The 14,222-nt window shown below is 59.8% G+C and carries 16 protein-coding genes; 5 read left to right on the top strand and 11 right to left on the bottom strand.

The window, feature by feature from the left end; genetic code table 11:
- Window positions 1-312 precede the first annotated feature (312 nt).
- The 3 genes from K290_RS0104725 to K290_RS0104705 all read left to right on the top strand — a co-directional run bounded on the left by K290_RS0104725 (window position 313) and on the right by K290_RS0104705 (window position 2,646).
- A complete protein-coding gene (locus K290_RS0104725) occupies window positions 313-519 on the top strand; it encodes a hypothetical protein (RefSeq protein ID WP_028750813.1) in 207 nt (68 codons plus the stop codon).
- 477 nt (window positions 520-996) lie between these two features.
- Window positions 997-2,028, top strand: coding sequence for a DUF2336 domain-containing protein (locus tag K290_RS0104710; protein ID WP_028750812.1), 1,032 nt, complete (start codon window positions 997-999; stop codon window positions 2,026-2,028).
- 96 nt (window positions 2,029-2,124) lie between these two features.
- Window positions 2,125-2,646 carry a GFA family protein gene (locus K290_RS0104705; RefSeq protein ID WP_028750811.1) on the top strand — a complete coding sequence of 174 codons (522 nt, stop codon included), beginning with the start codon at window positions 2,125-2,127 and terminating at the stop codon, window positions 2,644-2,646.
- A gap of 20 nt (window positions 2,647-2,666) precedes the next feature.
- Here the strand turns inward: K290_RS0104705 and K290_RS0104700 are convergent, their stop codons facing one another.
- The 3 genes from K290_RS0104700 to K290_RS0104690 are packed head-to-tail and all read right to left on the bottom strand — an operon-like array spanning window position 2,667 to window position 5,609.
- The gene (locus K290_RS0104700; protein WP_028750810.1) at window positions 2,667-3,023 is read right to left on the bottom strand and encodes a DUF1491 family protein; all 357 of its coding nucleotides are present in this window, start codon (window positions 3,021-3,023) and stop codon (window positions 2,667-2,669) included.
- 47 nt (window positions 3,024-3,070) lie between these two features.
- The gene (locus K290_RS0104695; protein WP_028750809.1) at window positions 3,071-4,102 is read right to left on the bottom strand and encodes a peptidoglycan-binding domain-containing protein; all 1,032 of its coding nucleotides are present in this window, start codon (window positions 4,100-4,102) and stop codon (window positions 3,071-3,073) included.
- Window positions 4,074-5,609, bottom strand: coding sequence for a sensor histidine kinase (locus K290_RS0104690; protein WP_172831047.1), 1,536 nt, complete (start codon window positions 5,607-5,609; stop codon window positions 4,074-4,076). Before K290_RS0104690 ends, K290_RS0104695 begins: the two co-directional genes overlap by 29 nt.
- A 469-nt stretch (window positions 5,610-6,078) precedes the next feature.
- On the opposite strand from K290_RS0104690, the gene K290_RS0104685 reads away from it, so the two are divergent.
- Window positions 6,079-6,555: a DUF5330 domain-containing protein gene (locus K290_RS0104685; protein ID WP_028750807.1), complete on the top strand. Its 477-nt coding sequence runs from the start codon at window positions 6,079-6,081 to the stop codon at window positions 6,553-6,555.
- Window positions 6,556-6,690: 135 nt separating this feature from the next.
- Window positions 6,691-7,113 carry a SufE family protein gene (locus K290_RS0104680; protein ID WP_028750806.1) on the top strand — a complete coding sequence of 141 codons (423 nt, stop codon included), beginning with the start codon at window positions 6,691-6,693 and terminating at the stop codon, window positions 7,111-7,113.
- Window positions 7,114-7,198: 85 nt separating this feature from the next.
- On the opposite strand, the gene K290_RS0104675 is transcribed toward K290_RS0104680, so the two are convergent.
- From K290_RS0104675 to K290_RS0104640, 8 genes are all read right to left on the bottom strand, one after another.
- Entirely contained in the window at window positions 7,199-7,630 is a 432-nt protein-coding gene (locus K290_RS0104675) for a Ros/MucR family transcriptional regulator (protein WP_028750805.1), read from the bottom strand.
- Between the two features lie 537 nt (window positions 7,631-8,167).
- A complete protein-coding gene (gene mnhG / locus K290_RS0104670; RefSeq protein ID WP_028750804.1) occupies window positions 8,168-8,530 on the bottom strand; it encodes a monovalent cation/H(+) antiporter subunit G in 363 nt (120 codons plus the stop codon).
- Complete coding sequence (locus K290_RS0104665) at window positions 8,530-8,898, bottom strand: cation:proton antiporter (protein WP_028750803.1); 369 nt, start codon at window positions 8,896-8,898, stop codon at window positions 8,530-8,532. The genes mnhG and K290_RS0104665 overlap by 1 nt, the downstream gene beginning before the upstream one ends.
- Window positions 8,895-9,368, bottom strand: a complete 474-nt coding sequence (locus K290_RS0104660; protein WP_028750802.1) for a Na+/H+ antiporter subunit E — start codon at window positions 9,366-9,368, stop codon at window positions 8,895-8,897. Before K290_RS0104660 ends, K290_RS0104665 begins: the two co-directional genes overlap by 4 nt.
- Window positions 9,365-10,930, bottom strand: a complete 1,566-nt coding sequence (locus K290_RS0104655) for a Na+/H+ antiporter subunit D (protein ID WP_028750801.1) — start codon at window positions 10,928-10,930, stop codon at window positions 9,365-9,367. The genes K290_RS0104660 and K290_RS0104655 overlap by 4 nt, the downstream gene beginning before the upstream one ends.
- 4 nt (window positions 10,931-10,934) lie before the next feature.
- Complete coding sequence (locus K290_RS0104650) at window positions 10,935-11,312, bottom strand: Na+/H+ antiporter subunit C (protein ID WP_028750800.1); 378 nt, start codon at window positions 11,310-11,312, stop codon at window positions 10,935-10,937.
- Window positions 11,312-11,731 (bottom strand): Na(+)/H(+) antiporter subunit B, encoded by a 420-nt coding sequence (locus K290_RS0104645; protein ID WP_028750799.1) that lies wholly within the window; start codon window positions 11,729-11,731, stop codon window positions 11,312-11,314. The genes K290_RS0104650 and K290_RS0104645 overlap by 1 nt, the downstream gene beginning before the upstream one ends.
- Window positions 11,728-14,103, bottom strand: a complete 2,376-nt coding sequence (locus K290_RS0104640) for a putative monovalent cation/H+ antiporter subunit A (RefSeq protein ID WP_028750798.1) — start codon at window positions 14,101-14,103, stop codon at window positions 11,728-11,730. Before K290_RS0104640 ends, K290_RS0104645 begins: the two co-directional genes overlap by 4 nt.
- Window positions 14,104-14,222: the final 119 nt, after the last annotated feature.

Here is a 14,222-nt window from a genome sequence, read left to right as displayed (position 1 = left end):
TATCACCCGAATTGAGACATACTGTAGTTAACAGAATGCTAATCAGTGCCGCGCCTCGCCTTGGTACTCCCTCGGCTCTCGCGGCGCCGTGATCATCTAACGCCGGGAGGACGGATTTGGTTTCATAGACGATGTAAAAATCTCTGGAATGACCTTCGGCATAAAACATTGCGGAATCATATATTTAGGGAAATAATCGCAATTATCGGCAAATTGCCGCCCAGCCGGCGCGTTGCAGAAAAGTGTCATGCAAATATTATTTGCGACAACCAAAATTTAACGTATTGTAACGGGTGAAACAGAGGACGGCCAATGCTCGCGACGACCAATTCCTTCTTCTCCCCGGAGGACATTATCGTGCTGCGCGGCGCGTTGGATAAATGGTGCCTGGAGAAGCGCGTCGATATCAAAAGCACCGAGGCCCAGTTCGCGGCAACGGCGGCGATCGGCCTGTTTCAATCTGGCTACAACACCTCCGAAAGGCTTTTGACGGCCCTGCGGGAGCATAAGGGTCTCTGACCCCGCAATGGCGCCAGCCAAACTCTTCCAAACTCACATTTTTAAGGAAGATCGGCTCTGGGGCGTCGGATTCTTCGCCAAGACAATTTTCCCATGCATACAGGGCGAACCCCAGCACACCTATAAGCTGCACAGCTAAATCGGCCCATCACCGCGAAGCAGTTTCCACCCAGGTTCACTGACCGCAGAGGCAGGCAATTGGGCAAAAATTCGCGCGTTATTCTCGCGCAAGCTTAACGCGCAATTTTTATTCGGATTTTAATAAAGTTTTCACCAACCGTTAACTCTGCGCACCTTACTCTTCCCAAAAAACCAGATCAGGACGACCGTGTCCACGCCCGTTTCGATAGCCATCGCCGATTGCGCCCGCGAGAACCAAAGCGCGATCCGGCTCGGCCAAAGAAATAGGCTGCGCCGCATGGATTTTCCGATCCGGTTCCCGTCTTTTTTGTTTTGCGTATCAGTATGGGTGTTGGCGTGCGTGACCGGTTTCGAGATCTCGAAGAGCCTGCGACAGTCCGCAAGAAAGATGTGGTTCTGATGGCGACGGTCACCAGTTTCGAAAGTCTCGATCATCCATCGAAATCGGAGCTTCGCCAGTTTGCCGAGCTCTTCAGCCCTCTCTTCCAGGCCTCATCCGAGGAAGCAAAACGTCAGGCAGTTGCCGCGCTCTCGCAATGCGCGACCGTGCCGCCGGCAGTGTCCCTTTTCATTGGCTGCCAGCCGATCGCCATCGCCGCGCCATTCCTGACGAGTTCGCAAGCGATCGACGACGATACGCTGATTACCATCGCCCGCACGCAGGGCGCGGCGCATGCGAAAGCGATCGTCCGCCGGCCCTCGCTTTCCCCGAAAGTCATCGATGCCCTCGTCAGCCTGCACCAGGCCGAGCCGGAACGTGGCATGACCATGTCGGGGATCTCGCCTGCCGTTACCTCTTCGGCCTCGGCCGCCGAAACGCACGCCGCGGATAGCGAGGCGGAGCGCCTCGCCCGTGAAGAAGCGCTGCGGCAGAAAATCAAGCAGGTCGCCCGCCATCTCGCCCGTGACGACAACAACCGTCTGGGCCTGCGCAGTCTTTCGGATGTGCAGGAAGCATTGCTCGTGCGTTTCGCCCGAGAGCGCGAGGCGCAGCAATTTGCCGCGACGCTCGCCGACGCGCTTTCCTCCAGCCGCTGGCTTGCCGAGCGCATCATGATCGATACGTCCGGCCAGCAACTGGCGGTGACGCTGACAAGCCTCGGCATGGGCTTTGCCGATGCCGTCTATGCACTGGAACGCTTCTATCCGCATCTGGCCGAACAGCACGGCAGCGTCAGCCGCGCCTGGCTGGTGCTCGACAGCATCGATGCAGAGGAGAGTTACGCTCGCGTCGAAGCCTGGCGCCGCGCCGACAGCTACACCTATCTGCCGCCCGAACAGAAGCCTTCTGCCCGTCCCGGTGCGCCGCTTTTCGGCACCAAGGCAAGTCCGATCCGCGAATTGCGGGTCGTCAGCCGGTCGCGTTGATCCAGTCCATAAGTTCTTGGCGTGTCGCCTGCTCGCGTTGCGTGGTAGCATGGCCGTCTGATTGCCGGCCTGCCGATTTTACACGCGGATAGCGACATGAACCAAGATACGACTGCCCTTCCTTTGACCGGCGGCTGCCAATGCGGCGCCATTCGCTTTGCCTGCGACCTTCCTCCTGAAAACGTGCATGTGTGCCATTGCCGAATGTGCCAGAAAGCGGTCGGCGGTCCCTTCGCTGTCATCTGCCCTGTCACGAAGACGGCGTTTCGGGTGACGCGGGGCACGTTTTCCTGGTTTCATAGCTCGGCGATGGCGCGACGCGGTTTTTGCAAGGATTGCGGCACGCCAATGATTTTCGAATACCCGGAGTTCGAAGACATAGGCATTCTCGCCGGAACCTTCGACCAGCCCGATCAGGTGCCGCCGGTTGCTCAATATGGCAATGAGAGCAGAGTCTCCTGGTATTCTGCCTTGCATGAACTCCCGGGCGATCAGGCGACATACGCGGTCGATCCGAATGGATACCTGCCCCGCATCATCGCATCGAACCGGCAGCACCCCGACCATGACACCAGCGAGTGGCCGCCAGAGACCAGCTCAAAGGAGCGCCTCCCCTGATGCCTGGGGTGATCCCTATATCAAAGGGGATTGCTGCGTTGCTCGACGAGCGGCACGATATCGGCGATATCGTCGGTCTCCAGCTCGATGATCCAGAGATCGCGGTCAAATTTCAGCTCACGGTCAAGCGTTTGTCTGATATCTTCCGGTTCTCTCCGATCCAAACGGACTTCGAAGAGGCGCGTCCCGCTCTCCTCTTCATCGAAGACGCTTTGCGGAGCAGGGGCATAGAGTGTTTCCAGCCCATCGCGAAAACGCTGGCGAATGAAGATCGCTCCTGCCTCCTCCGCGCCCTTGTGCTCCACAGCGGCAAAATCGCCGCGGGCGAAGATACGGCGGATCAAGGCGGAAACGAAGATGTCGCTGCGCAATCTCATGGCAGAGCTATAGCCGCCGACCGGAGGCGAAGCAATCAAGGGAAGAATTAAAGCGCGCCGATGTCCTGCAGCTTCTTCAGGACCGCCAAGTCGGGCTCGCCGGTTTCCGGCAGCCGGTAGTGCTTCTGAAACCGGCGGATAGCGGCTTTGGTCTGTTCGCCGGCAACGCCATCGATGCTGACATTGCTGTAAGCGATGTTGCTCAGGCCCTTCTGGATCTGCATCACCATATTGATCGTATTGACCGCGTCGCTTGGCGCACTCCTGGGCGCGGCGTTCGTCCTGATGTCCTTCTCGGCGCTCTGAATGGCCGCGGCGACGGGATCGACGGCGGAAGCTTTGGCCGAGACATTGATGGGCCGCTCTGCGGGGACGGCCGCAACGGTCGTCTTGGAGGCCGCGTGGGTGCCAGGATCATTGGCCTTCAGCGCGGTCAGCAGCTCCGGACTTGCCACGCCGGTCTGCGCCAGGCCGGACGCTTCCTGAAAGAACAGGATGGCGGCTGTCGTGCGCGAACCGATGACGCCGTCGGCAGCACCGTCATAGAGGCCGCGGCGGATCAACTCGGCCTGTACGTCGGCAACCAGCTTCGATGGCGCCATGGCGGCCGCAGCCGGCGTTTGTGTCGCCGGCAGGCTGGCGGTTTGAGCGGGTACAGCGGCATTGGCGGATGCCGCGTCCTGCCGCTCGATGCGGAACGTGGTGACATTGCCCATATCGGCCTGCTGCGCACGCAGGAAGGCCTTGCGGCCGGGGATCTGATAAGGAGAGTTGGGATCGCGCGTGCGCAGAAGTGGCGACGGGTGCGCCCCCGACTGATACCAGAGCGCATTGGCAGTCACGAAGCCGAAGACCGCGAAAAAAATCGCGACGCCGGCAGCGACCGCCGGATGCCGGCCGACAACGCCGCCGCTCAAGGTAGCCAAGGCACCGACACCACGCACACTGAGGCCACCCAGCGCGCCAGCACCGCGCAGGCCAAGGCTGCCAACGGCAACCGCCCCTTGGGAAACAAGGCCGGGCTGCTTGCGCCTGGCCCTGCCCTTTCCCTTAGGCGATTTTCGCTTTTGCGGGGCCATTCACCTCTTCCTCTTTTCGCTTCTCGCTCATCTCCAGATTATGTTTCAGACGTGGCGGAAAATCGACCGTGCGGTTGACATCCACAGGCTGTTGGACCGTGACCGCGCCGGAACCGTCAAACGGGATAAGGATGGTGATGACCGTGCCCTCGCCTGGTGCACTGGCAATAGCGAAGCTGCCGCCATGCAACGCTACCAGCCCCTTGACCAGCGACAGACCAAGTCCGGTGCCGGCATAGCGGCGCGTATAATCGTTCTGGATCTGCACAAAAGGCTGGCCCAGCGAAGCGAGCCGCTCGGCAGCGATGCCGATACCGGTGTCGCTGACCGATAGCTTCAGCATTCCGTCGGTCATTGCCGCATCGATGGTGACGACGCCGCCCGCATCGGTAAACTTGATGGCGTTGCCGACAAGATTGATGAGTATTTGTTGGATGGCGCGCTGGTCGGCGACGATATCGCCGAGGCCGCGCTGCACCCGGCTTGTCAACGTCAGCCCCTTTTCCTTTGCCTGCAGGGCCAACATGGCTTCGCAAGCGCCGATGGAGGCTTCGATGGGGAATGGCTCGAGCAGAAGTTCGTAACGGCCGGCCTCGATCTTGCTCATGTCGAGCATAGTGTTGACCACGGAGAGCAGGTGCGCTCCGGACTGGCGTATCAGGCCGACATATTCGCGCTGGCGATTGTTCTCGAGCTTGCCGAAATATTCGCCGCTGAGGATATCGGAAAAGCCGAGGATAGCATTGAGCGGCGTGCGCAGCTCATGGCTGACGGCGGCCAGGAAGCGCGACTTGGCGTCATTGGCCGATTCCGCTTCCGCCGCCTTGCGTGCCGACTGCTCGCGAAGCTGCTGATCGTAGGAAATATCGCGCGACTGGCTGACGATCCCAATCAATCGGCCCTCGCCGTCGCGTCGTGCAGTCATTTCCATGCGGATATGGACGAATTGATCGCTGCCCTCGACAACGGCCGAACGTTCCAGGCGCAAATCGACGCCGAGGGCTTCTTTACCCTGGCGAAGCCTGTCGACCGCCTGCAGAAAAAGAATGCGATCGGAGACATGCACTTGCTCGACAAAGCCGCGGCCGGAGGGATCGCGCATCCAGCTCAGGAATTCGGCGCGATCGCGGCCGCCGACAGCGGTGACGCTGCCCTGCGGGTCGAACAGGAGCACGAGACCGCAGGCTGCTTCCAGCATCAGATCACGATGTTCGACGACGACGGCCTCGACCGGCAGGGATGCAGGACGCAGGCGCGACAGAGCTATGCTGCCGACGGCGGAAAACAGGAAGCCGGCGCAGACGGTGGCAACGCCGACCGGCAGCGCGACGGCGGGACTTGTGATAAAGGAGAGCCCTGCGGGAACGACGAGAAGTGCCACGGAAGAGGCGAGCGCAAGCCGGCGCAGGATCGCCAGCTCCTGCCCACGGACCTCACCGTTCCCGCTTGTCCGGGAGAGCCAGCTTCCGCCTGCCCGGTCCACGAGGGCTCCAGCCCTGCCAGCCATGTTACTCAATACGCGCACACCAAAACCCGTACAAACGGTCCGTTATTCACCCGCACAATAGGCCTTGGCGACTTAAGGAAAGAATAAAGGACGGGTGCGCGGATCGGGCGAAAAAGCCCCAAAATCTCGTTTTGGCGCACTTCGCTGGACCTTTGGCTTTTGTGGTTAACGACGGGTAAGCAGCGGATTTTATTTAGATTTCCGTCAGACGTTAACCTTTACGCGGAGGTCGGCGCCCGTAAGGCCCGGGATATCAGGCAGATCGGCCGAGACATACTTAACAGCAATCGCTACAATTCGACACAAATACGCGTGAAATGCCGATTGCTACAATTTGAATCAATTTTGCCGAAAATGCATCCAAGTTTTGAAAAGCGGTGTTGTCCTCTGTCGAATAGCCTCTGAGCACATCAGAAAAACGAGTTCGATCGGCAACAAGACCGAACGAAAATAGAGGATGGGCAAGACAATGTGGTTTCTCATTAGAGCAGGGTTCTGGTTTTCACTGGTTCTCATGTTTCTGCCGATCTTCGCCAAGCCCGAAGGCGCTCCGCGATCGGCTGACGAACCGAAGGTCCAGGTTTCCGACGCATTCTCGGCCGCGAGCGGCGTCATGCAATATGTCGGCGCGATGTGCACGGAGAAACCCGATGTCTGCCTGAAAGGCGGCGAAACGCTGACCGCACTCGGCTATCAAGCCCGAGACGGTGCCCGGGTCGCCTACGATCTGCTGGGCCAGCACTTCAAGGACGACAAATCCGCCGAGCAGCCCGCCACCCGTGAGGCCGCCTCGGTGCCCGCCGTCAATCGTGAACAGGCAACCGCCGAGGCACAGCCGATGCCTGCCAAGCGCATGATCAACACCGAGACCGCCGATGCGGTCGTGACCGGCACGGTCAAGCTGCCGTCTTATATTCCAGTACCGACGCCGAAGCCTCGCACCTGATCTTCGCTTTTATCGATGCCTGCCCCATTCATGCGCCGTGAGCCTGCCATCGCTCACGGCGTTCTTTTTTCTCATGGGTTCAAATCATCGGTCTTTTCACCTATATCCAAGCAAGTAGACAATTGGACCGGCATGATGGCGACGCTTGAGCAGATCATAGAGGATTTCTCTTTCCTGGACGACTGGGAGGACCGCTATCGCTATGTGATCGAGCTCGGCAAGGCGCTGCCGGATCTGCCGGAAGAGAAGCGGACACTGGAAAACAAGGTGCAGGGCTGCGCCAGCCAGGTTTGGTTGGTGACCCATGCTGGGGGCGATCCGGAAAATCCGGTACTAACCTTTGAAGGGGATTCGGATGCGCATATCGTGCGCGGGCTGGTGGCGATCGTGCTCGCCACCTATTCCGGCAAGCCGGCATCCGAGATCGCGGCGCTGGATGCTCTCGAGGTTTTCGGCAAGATCGGCCTCGTGGAACATCTTTCCTCGCAGCGCGCCAATGGATTGCGTTCGATGATCAAGCGTATCCGCGAAGAGGCGAGAGTACGCGCCACCGCATAAATTCCGTCGCGCTGGCGGTAAGACAAAAAACCCAACCCGGCTCGAAAGCCGGGTTTCTTGTCGATAGTGTCGTTGGTTCAGGAACTCAGCGACTGCCGCGCTTGCGGCGCTGGCCAAGGCCCATCTCCTTCGCGAGACGCGAACGAGCTTCGGCATAGGCGGGCGCAACCATCGGGTAGTCAGCCGCCAAATCCCACTTCTCACGATATTCTTCAGGCGAAAGACCGTGATGGGTCATCAGGTGGCGCTTCAACGACTTGAAGCTGCCGCCGCATTCCAGGCAGGTGATCTGATCATCCTGTACCGATTTACGAACGGATACGGCCGGCTTCTGCTTTTCAACCACGGTAACGGCGGGAGCCGGAGCCGAGGTGTTGCTCAAGGCGGAATGTACGTCGGAAATCAGATTCGGAAGGTCGCTGACCGGGACTACATGATTGCTGACATAAGCCGCCACGATGTCGGCGGTTAGCTCAACCAGCAAATCCTGGCCATTGCCAAGGGCCGTATCTGTCATTTTGTTCTCCTGTTCATCGGCTTGCCCACTGTGTTAGGGCTCCAAGGAAGCACGTAACACAGCATTACTTTAGAATTTGCGCATACTTCTTCAAAAACCATTCCGATTTTCATTAGCATATGCGCTGGACACACCGCGCAAACGGCATCGCCCATATTCGTAGCAGCCATCAGCAAAAAAACGGGGCATTTCATGCCATATTGCTCGTAATACGAAATCCACCCCTAGACTTCGTGCAACGAAACCCGTTTCTATACCGCCTGACGGTAGAATCAGTGATGACGGAGATAGGTCCGCCAATCCTTAACCGGAAGAAAGTTTTGCCCGCCGTCTCTTGAAAGAAAGATCAAAGCATAGGGCACTTAAAGCCGGTTGAGACTAACTCAACATCAGAACTCTACTTGAATCTGGATTACCACTCTTTCTCCAAATGTCCAGTTTTTAATTCTATCATTTCTTTGCAAAATTCTCATCTATTAAAAATAGGTAACTAACGACGAGAATTTCTATTCATTTTTCTGGCAATCCAAGCGTTTGTTAGTTTTTCATTTTGTAAGAACGCTGCTCTATCAAGCCTTTCGAAAGATCATCTCGCACGGACGGCGGCATCAGCCGGTGACCCGCCTTGTGGGCGGCGCGCGAGAGAAGATGGGCGGAAATCGGCGCGGTCAAGACGAAAAACACAAAACCAGCCAGCGCCCGCGCCAAAGTCGGCAGATCCTGCGAATGAATACCGACTGCAAGTAGCAACAGGCCGGAACCGACCGTGCCGGCCTTCGAAGCGGCGTGCATGCGGCTATAAAGATCCGGCAGGCGGACGATGCCGATCGATGCGATCAGCGAAAACAAGGCGCCCGCCAGGAGCAGGAACGCGACAATGATGGCGGCGACCAGTTGCATCAACGTCCCCTCTTCTTGCGGCGGCCATCCCTGCGAACCCGCTTCCTCTCGGCCGCAGTCGCAGCCGACGGCTGCCGTTCGGCTTGACCCGACGTGCCGTGGGTTAGGATGAACCGGGCAAAGGCGACGGTTGCCAGAAAACCGACGAGGCCGAGCGCGATGGCGATGTCGATATAGAGCGTGAAGCCGGTCTTGATGGCGATAACCGCGATGAAGCCGATGGCGAGCGCTGCCAGCATATCGAGCGCCAGCACCCGATCGGGCAAAGTCGGACCGACCACCACGCGAAAGACGGTGAGCAGGAAGGCCAGGCTCAAAATAGCAAGCGACACCATGGCGGCGGCGGAAACAATGGAAGCGGCAATCATCGGAAAGCCTCTATGATTCGACGCTCGAAACCATCGGCTATGCTGCGCTTCACTGCCTCCGGGTCGGAACAGTCGAGCGCGTGCACGTAAAGCGTTTTACGGTCGTCGGAAACGTCGACGGAAAGGGTGCCGGGCGTCAGCGTGATGAGATTGGCAAGCAGGGTGATCTCGAAATCGCGGTCGACGGTCAGCGGAAAGGCGAAGATGCCGGGCTTCACATCCATGTTCGGGCTCATGACGGTGACCGCGACTGCCCACGCCGATTTGGCGAGTTCGCGCAGGAACAGCAGCAACAGCGCGAGAATCCGCCTAATACGCCCGAGATAGAGTCCGCCGCCATAGGACTCGCGCACAGCGGCCAGAACAAGCGCCGAGAGGACAAAACCAAACACGAGATTAAGGAAAGAGGCGCTGCCGGTGACGGCGACCCAAACGATGGCGAGCAGCAGGTTGAAGACGAACAGGATCATTGAGCCCCCGCTCCTTCCGGAAAGACGGAATGCAGATAGGCCGCAGGATCCTCGAGGCCGCCGGCGGCAAGCTGCGTCAGATGCAGCAGCGGCTCCGGAAACAGACCAAAGCCTATGACCAAGGCGGCAAGGGCGGCGAGCGGCAAGCCGGCCTGCCAAGCGACCGACTGCGGCAGGGCAGCATCCTGCACGAATCCCGGACGCCAATAGACGAGGAGAAAGATGCGGCCAAAAACAATAGTGGTGAGAAAACCCGTGAGCAGGATCGCAGCGGCAATCCACCAAGCACCCGTGTCGAGCGCCGCCTTCACCAGGATGACCTTGGGCCAGAAGCCGGAAAATGGCGGCAGACCGCACGCGGCGAAAAACAGCACCAGCGACAGACCGGCGAACCAGCCGCTTTGCCGGTAAAGCCCGCCGAGTGTCGTGAGCGAGAACCCTCCGCCAAGTTTTGCTACTTGGCCAGCCAGCAGATAGAGCGCGGTCATCAACACCATGGAATGCAGCGCATAAAAGATCGCGCCGCTGAGACCGCTGGGGCTGCCAAGCGCAACGCCGGCCAGCATGGTGCCGATGCCGGAAATGACGACATAACCGAACAGGCGGCGAATATCGCTTTCGCCGAGTGCTCCGAGCACACCGGCCATCATGGTCGCAATGGCAACGATGGTAGTGATCGGACCGAGCCCGGCGCGCTCGGTCGGCAGCAGCATGACCAGAACCCTGATCAGCGCATAAATGCCGACCTTGGTGAGCAGGCCGGCAAAAAGCGCTGAGACGGTGATACGCGGCGTATGGTAAGACGCCGGCAGCCAGAAATTGACCGGAAAGGCCGCGGCCTTCATGCCGAAAGCAAGTAGGAACAGGCCGGCCAGCGTCATCAATGGTGCCGCGTTGCCGGGCGCCCTCGCCTTCGCCGCGATATCGGCCATGTTGAGCGTACCGAAGATGGCATAGACATAGCCGACGGAAACGAGAAATAGCGTCGTGGCGATGAGGTTCAGCACCGCATATTTCAAAGCGCCGTCGATCTGCTCACGCTCCGAGCCGAGGATCAGCAGGCCGAAGGAGGAAATCAGCAGCACTTCGAACCAGACATAGAGATTGAAGATGTCGCCGGTCAGAAATGCGCCGCTGACGCCCGCGAGCAGCAGCATGAGAAAAGGAAAGAAGCCGTAGCGGCGACCGCTGGTCGTAATCTCGTCGAGCGCATAGAGGCTCGCCGCCAATGCAACGACCGCCGCCGCCAGTGCCATGACCGCGCCGAGAAGGTCGGCGCTGAAGGCAATGCCGAACGGCGGCAGCCAGCGGCCCATGACCATGGTCACCGGCCCCTCTTTGGCAACCTTGTAAAGCAGAGCCGCATCGATCAGCACCAGCAGAACCAGGCCGGGAATGGCGATCCAGCCGTGCAGCGCGGCGCGGTCGCGCAGCATCGTCAAAATTGCGCCAAGACCGATGCACAAGGCGACTGGCAGGATGACCAGCCAGTGACCGGCTTCTACCGGCGCTGTCACCAGGGCGGAGGAAAGATCGAGAGCGGTATTGGTCGGCCCCGCCATGTCGTCAATATCCCAAGGGCGGCAACGGCCGCTCTTCCGGTTCTGCCAGCCGCATCTCGCCGGTATTGTCGGTCTTCAGATCCTGATAGGCCCGATAGGTCAGCACCAGCAGGAAGGCGAGGAAGGAGAACGATATGACGATCGCCGTCAGGATCAGGGCCTGCGGCAGCGGATTGGCGGCGTTCGCATTGAGCGTATCGGCGCCGGCAGGAATGATCGGCGGCACTTCGGGCGTCACCCGGCCCGCCGTGAAAAGCAGCAGGTTGACGGCATTTCCGAGGATTGCGATGCCCAGCATGATGCGGATCGAAAATTTCGACAGCATCAGATAGATCGCAGCGGCGAAGAACAGGCCGACGAGCGTCGCGAAGACCACCTCCATCAGTCCACCTCCCGCTCTTCGAGCGCCAGTGCGATCGAGGTAATGGCCCCGACAACGACCAGATAGACGCCGGCATCGAACAGCATGACGCTCGAAAGCGGCACCTGGACGCCAAAGAGATGCGGATAGATCCAGAGCCCGGTCATGAAGGGCACACCGGAGAAGGCCGACAACAATCCAGCAACCGTGGACGCCAGCAAGCCGAAACCGGCAATCGTCAGAGGATGGACGATAATCGCCCGGCGCACCGCCATCACACCACAGGCAATGCCGTAGATCGCCAGCGCGGACGCCGCGATCAATCCACCGATGAAACCTCCGCCGGGCTCATTATGGCCGCGCAGCAGTACGAAGACGGAGAAAAGCAGCATCAAGGCGGTGAGGAAAGGCGCGGCGGTCCGGAAGATGACGGTGTTCATTGACGACCGGCCCCCGTCGCGCCCTTCACCTCGGGGTCGTTGGCCGCAAGCTTGCGCTCACCGCCGGCGCGAATGCGGATCAGCGCCAGAATGGCAAGGCCGGTGATGGTGACGACGGCGATCTCGCCGAGCGTGTCCGTGCCGCGGAAGTCGACGATGATGACGTTGACGACATTGGTGCCGTGGGCGATCAGCTTGGAATAATGGTTGAAGAACGCGGTCAATGTCAGGTCGAAGGGGGCTTGCGTGGCTTTCAGGAGCAGCAATCCGAAGCCGAGGCCGCAGGCGATCGCAAGCGCCCCATGCAACAGCATCTGCAGTGGCGAACGACGATCGGCGGCAGACAGGCGCAGCCGCGTCATCACCAGCGCGAGGATGACGACGGAGAGAGTCTCGACCATGAACTGCGTGAAGGACAGATCCGGCGCCCCGAAGAGAAGGAAGATGACGGCGACGGCAAAACCTTGAACACCGAGCGAAACGATCGCGGTCAGCCGATCGCGGGCCCTGATGACGGCCGCAAGGCCGATGATTGCGATGAGGAAAATTGCCGCCTCGTGCCATTGCATGTCCGGCCATGAGGGCATGGCGGGCAGCTCGCCATAGAGCACTGGCGGAACCAGTAGCATTACAGCAAGGCAAAGGAATGTGACCGTGACGTATATCTCCAACCGGCCAGGCTGCAGAAAGCGGGAGACGGCATGCGACAGGCGCACCAGCCCGGAGATGAAGGCATCGAAGCCGTGATCCGGTCCTGGCCCGAGTTTGCGCAGCACCACCGCCATAAGAAAGCGGGCGCGATCGAGCTGCCAGTAAACGAGAATGCCGATCAGTATGGTCAAGGCGGACAGCGCCAAGGGCGTGCCCAGGTGCGGAACGAGCGAGATCGATATCTCCGTTGCCTTGCCGCCGACGGCACTTGCCATTGGCGAGGATATGTAGGTGTGCCAAACATCTGAGCCCACGGCGGCGGCCAGACCGAAAATGGCGAGCAGAACTGGACCGAGCCAGAGCAGCGGCGGCGCCTCATGCGGATGTTTCGGCGTTTCGACACGCACGCCGATGAATGGCTTCAATGCCACTGCGAAGGCGATGGCGAACATCAGGGCGTTACCCGCAATCGCAATGATCGTCAGGATGATCGGCCAAGGGGAGGATTGGGCCAGCGCACCATAGATTTCCTCTTTCGCGAGGAATCCGATGGCGGGCGGCAAGCCGCCCATGGAAATTGCCGCTGCCAACGCTGCCGCAAAAGTCAATGGCATGGCGTTGCGCAGGCCGCCGAGACGGGTGATATCACGTGTGCCCGTCTCATGATCGACGATGCCGGCGACCATGAACAGCGCGCCTTTGAACAGCGAATGCGCCACCAGATAGAGCACGGCCGCCTCGACCGCATGATCGGAGCCGAAGCCGGTGAGCAACACCAGCAATCCTAGGGAGGAAACCGTAGTATAGGCGAGCTTCAGCTTTAGATCGGTCTGGCGGATGGCAAGCAGCGTCCCGACCATCAATGTCATGCCGCCGAAGACCGGCAGGATCGTCTCCCAGGCCGTAGTGTCGCCCATCGCCGGGTTGAGCCTCATCAACAGGTAGACACCGGCCTTCACCATGGTTGCAGAATGCAGATAGGCCGACACGGGCGTCGGCGCCTCCATGGCATTCGGCAGCCAGAAATGGAACGGGAACTGGGCGGACTTGGTAAAGGCGCCGCCGAGCACCAGGATCAGCGCGGCGATATAGAGCGGACTTTCGCGCAGCGCGCCGCCGGTCCTCAGCAGACCGGACATGTCAGCAGCGCCGGTGATCTGCCAGATCAACAATAGGCCCGCGAGCAGCAGCAGCCCTCCCCCGCCGGTGACGACCAGTGCCTGCAAGGCAGCGCGTCGTGCGGCCGCTCGCTGATGATCGAACCCGATGAGCAGGAAAGAGGTGATAGAGGTCAGTTCCCAAAAAACGAACAGCGTCAGGAAACTGTCCGACGCGACCAGCCCAAGCATCGACCCCATGAACAGGAAGATAAAGGAGAAGAAGCGGCCTTGGTCCACATGGCCCTTCAGGTAGCCGCCGGCATAAAGCACGATCAGAGTCCCAACGCCGGTGATCAGCAGCGCGAATGTCAGTGACAGGCCGTCGAGCAGCCAGGAAAAGCGCAGGCCAAGGCTTGGCACCCAATCGAAGCCGTCCTCAACATTGTGGCCAGCGGCAATGCCTGGAAGAAAACCCGCGAAATGCAGAAAGGCGAGTGCGGGGAACAGCGCCAGCGGCCAGGCCGCATTGTGCCCGAGATAACGGACAGCGGCGGGCGCGATGATCGCACCGAGAAAGGGCAGACACAGAGCCAGGAATGTCAGGCCGGTGACACTGGCCATGTCTTCTCCCTGCTGAACGATCGCGGAATTCGGCGAAGCCGAAAGTCTCCATTGGGATAGGCTAAAGGCTGGATTGCCTCAAGCCCTGCGCGAGAAAAACTGAGCGGTAAACCACCGGA

Source organism: Rhizobium leucaenae USDA 9039 (assembly GCF_000426285.1).
In the GTDB taxonomy this organism is placed as follows: Bacteria; Pseudomonadota; Alphaproteobacteria; order Rhizobiales; family Rhizobiaceae; genus Rhizobium; species Rhizobium leucaenae.
The sequence above is the reverse complement of the archived record's forward strand: the minus strand, read 5'-3'. Positions and strand labels throughout refer to the sequence as shown.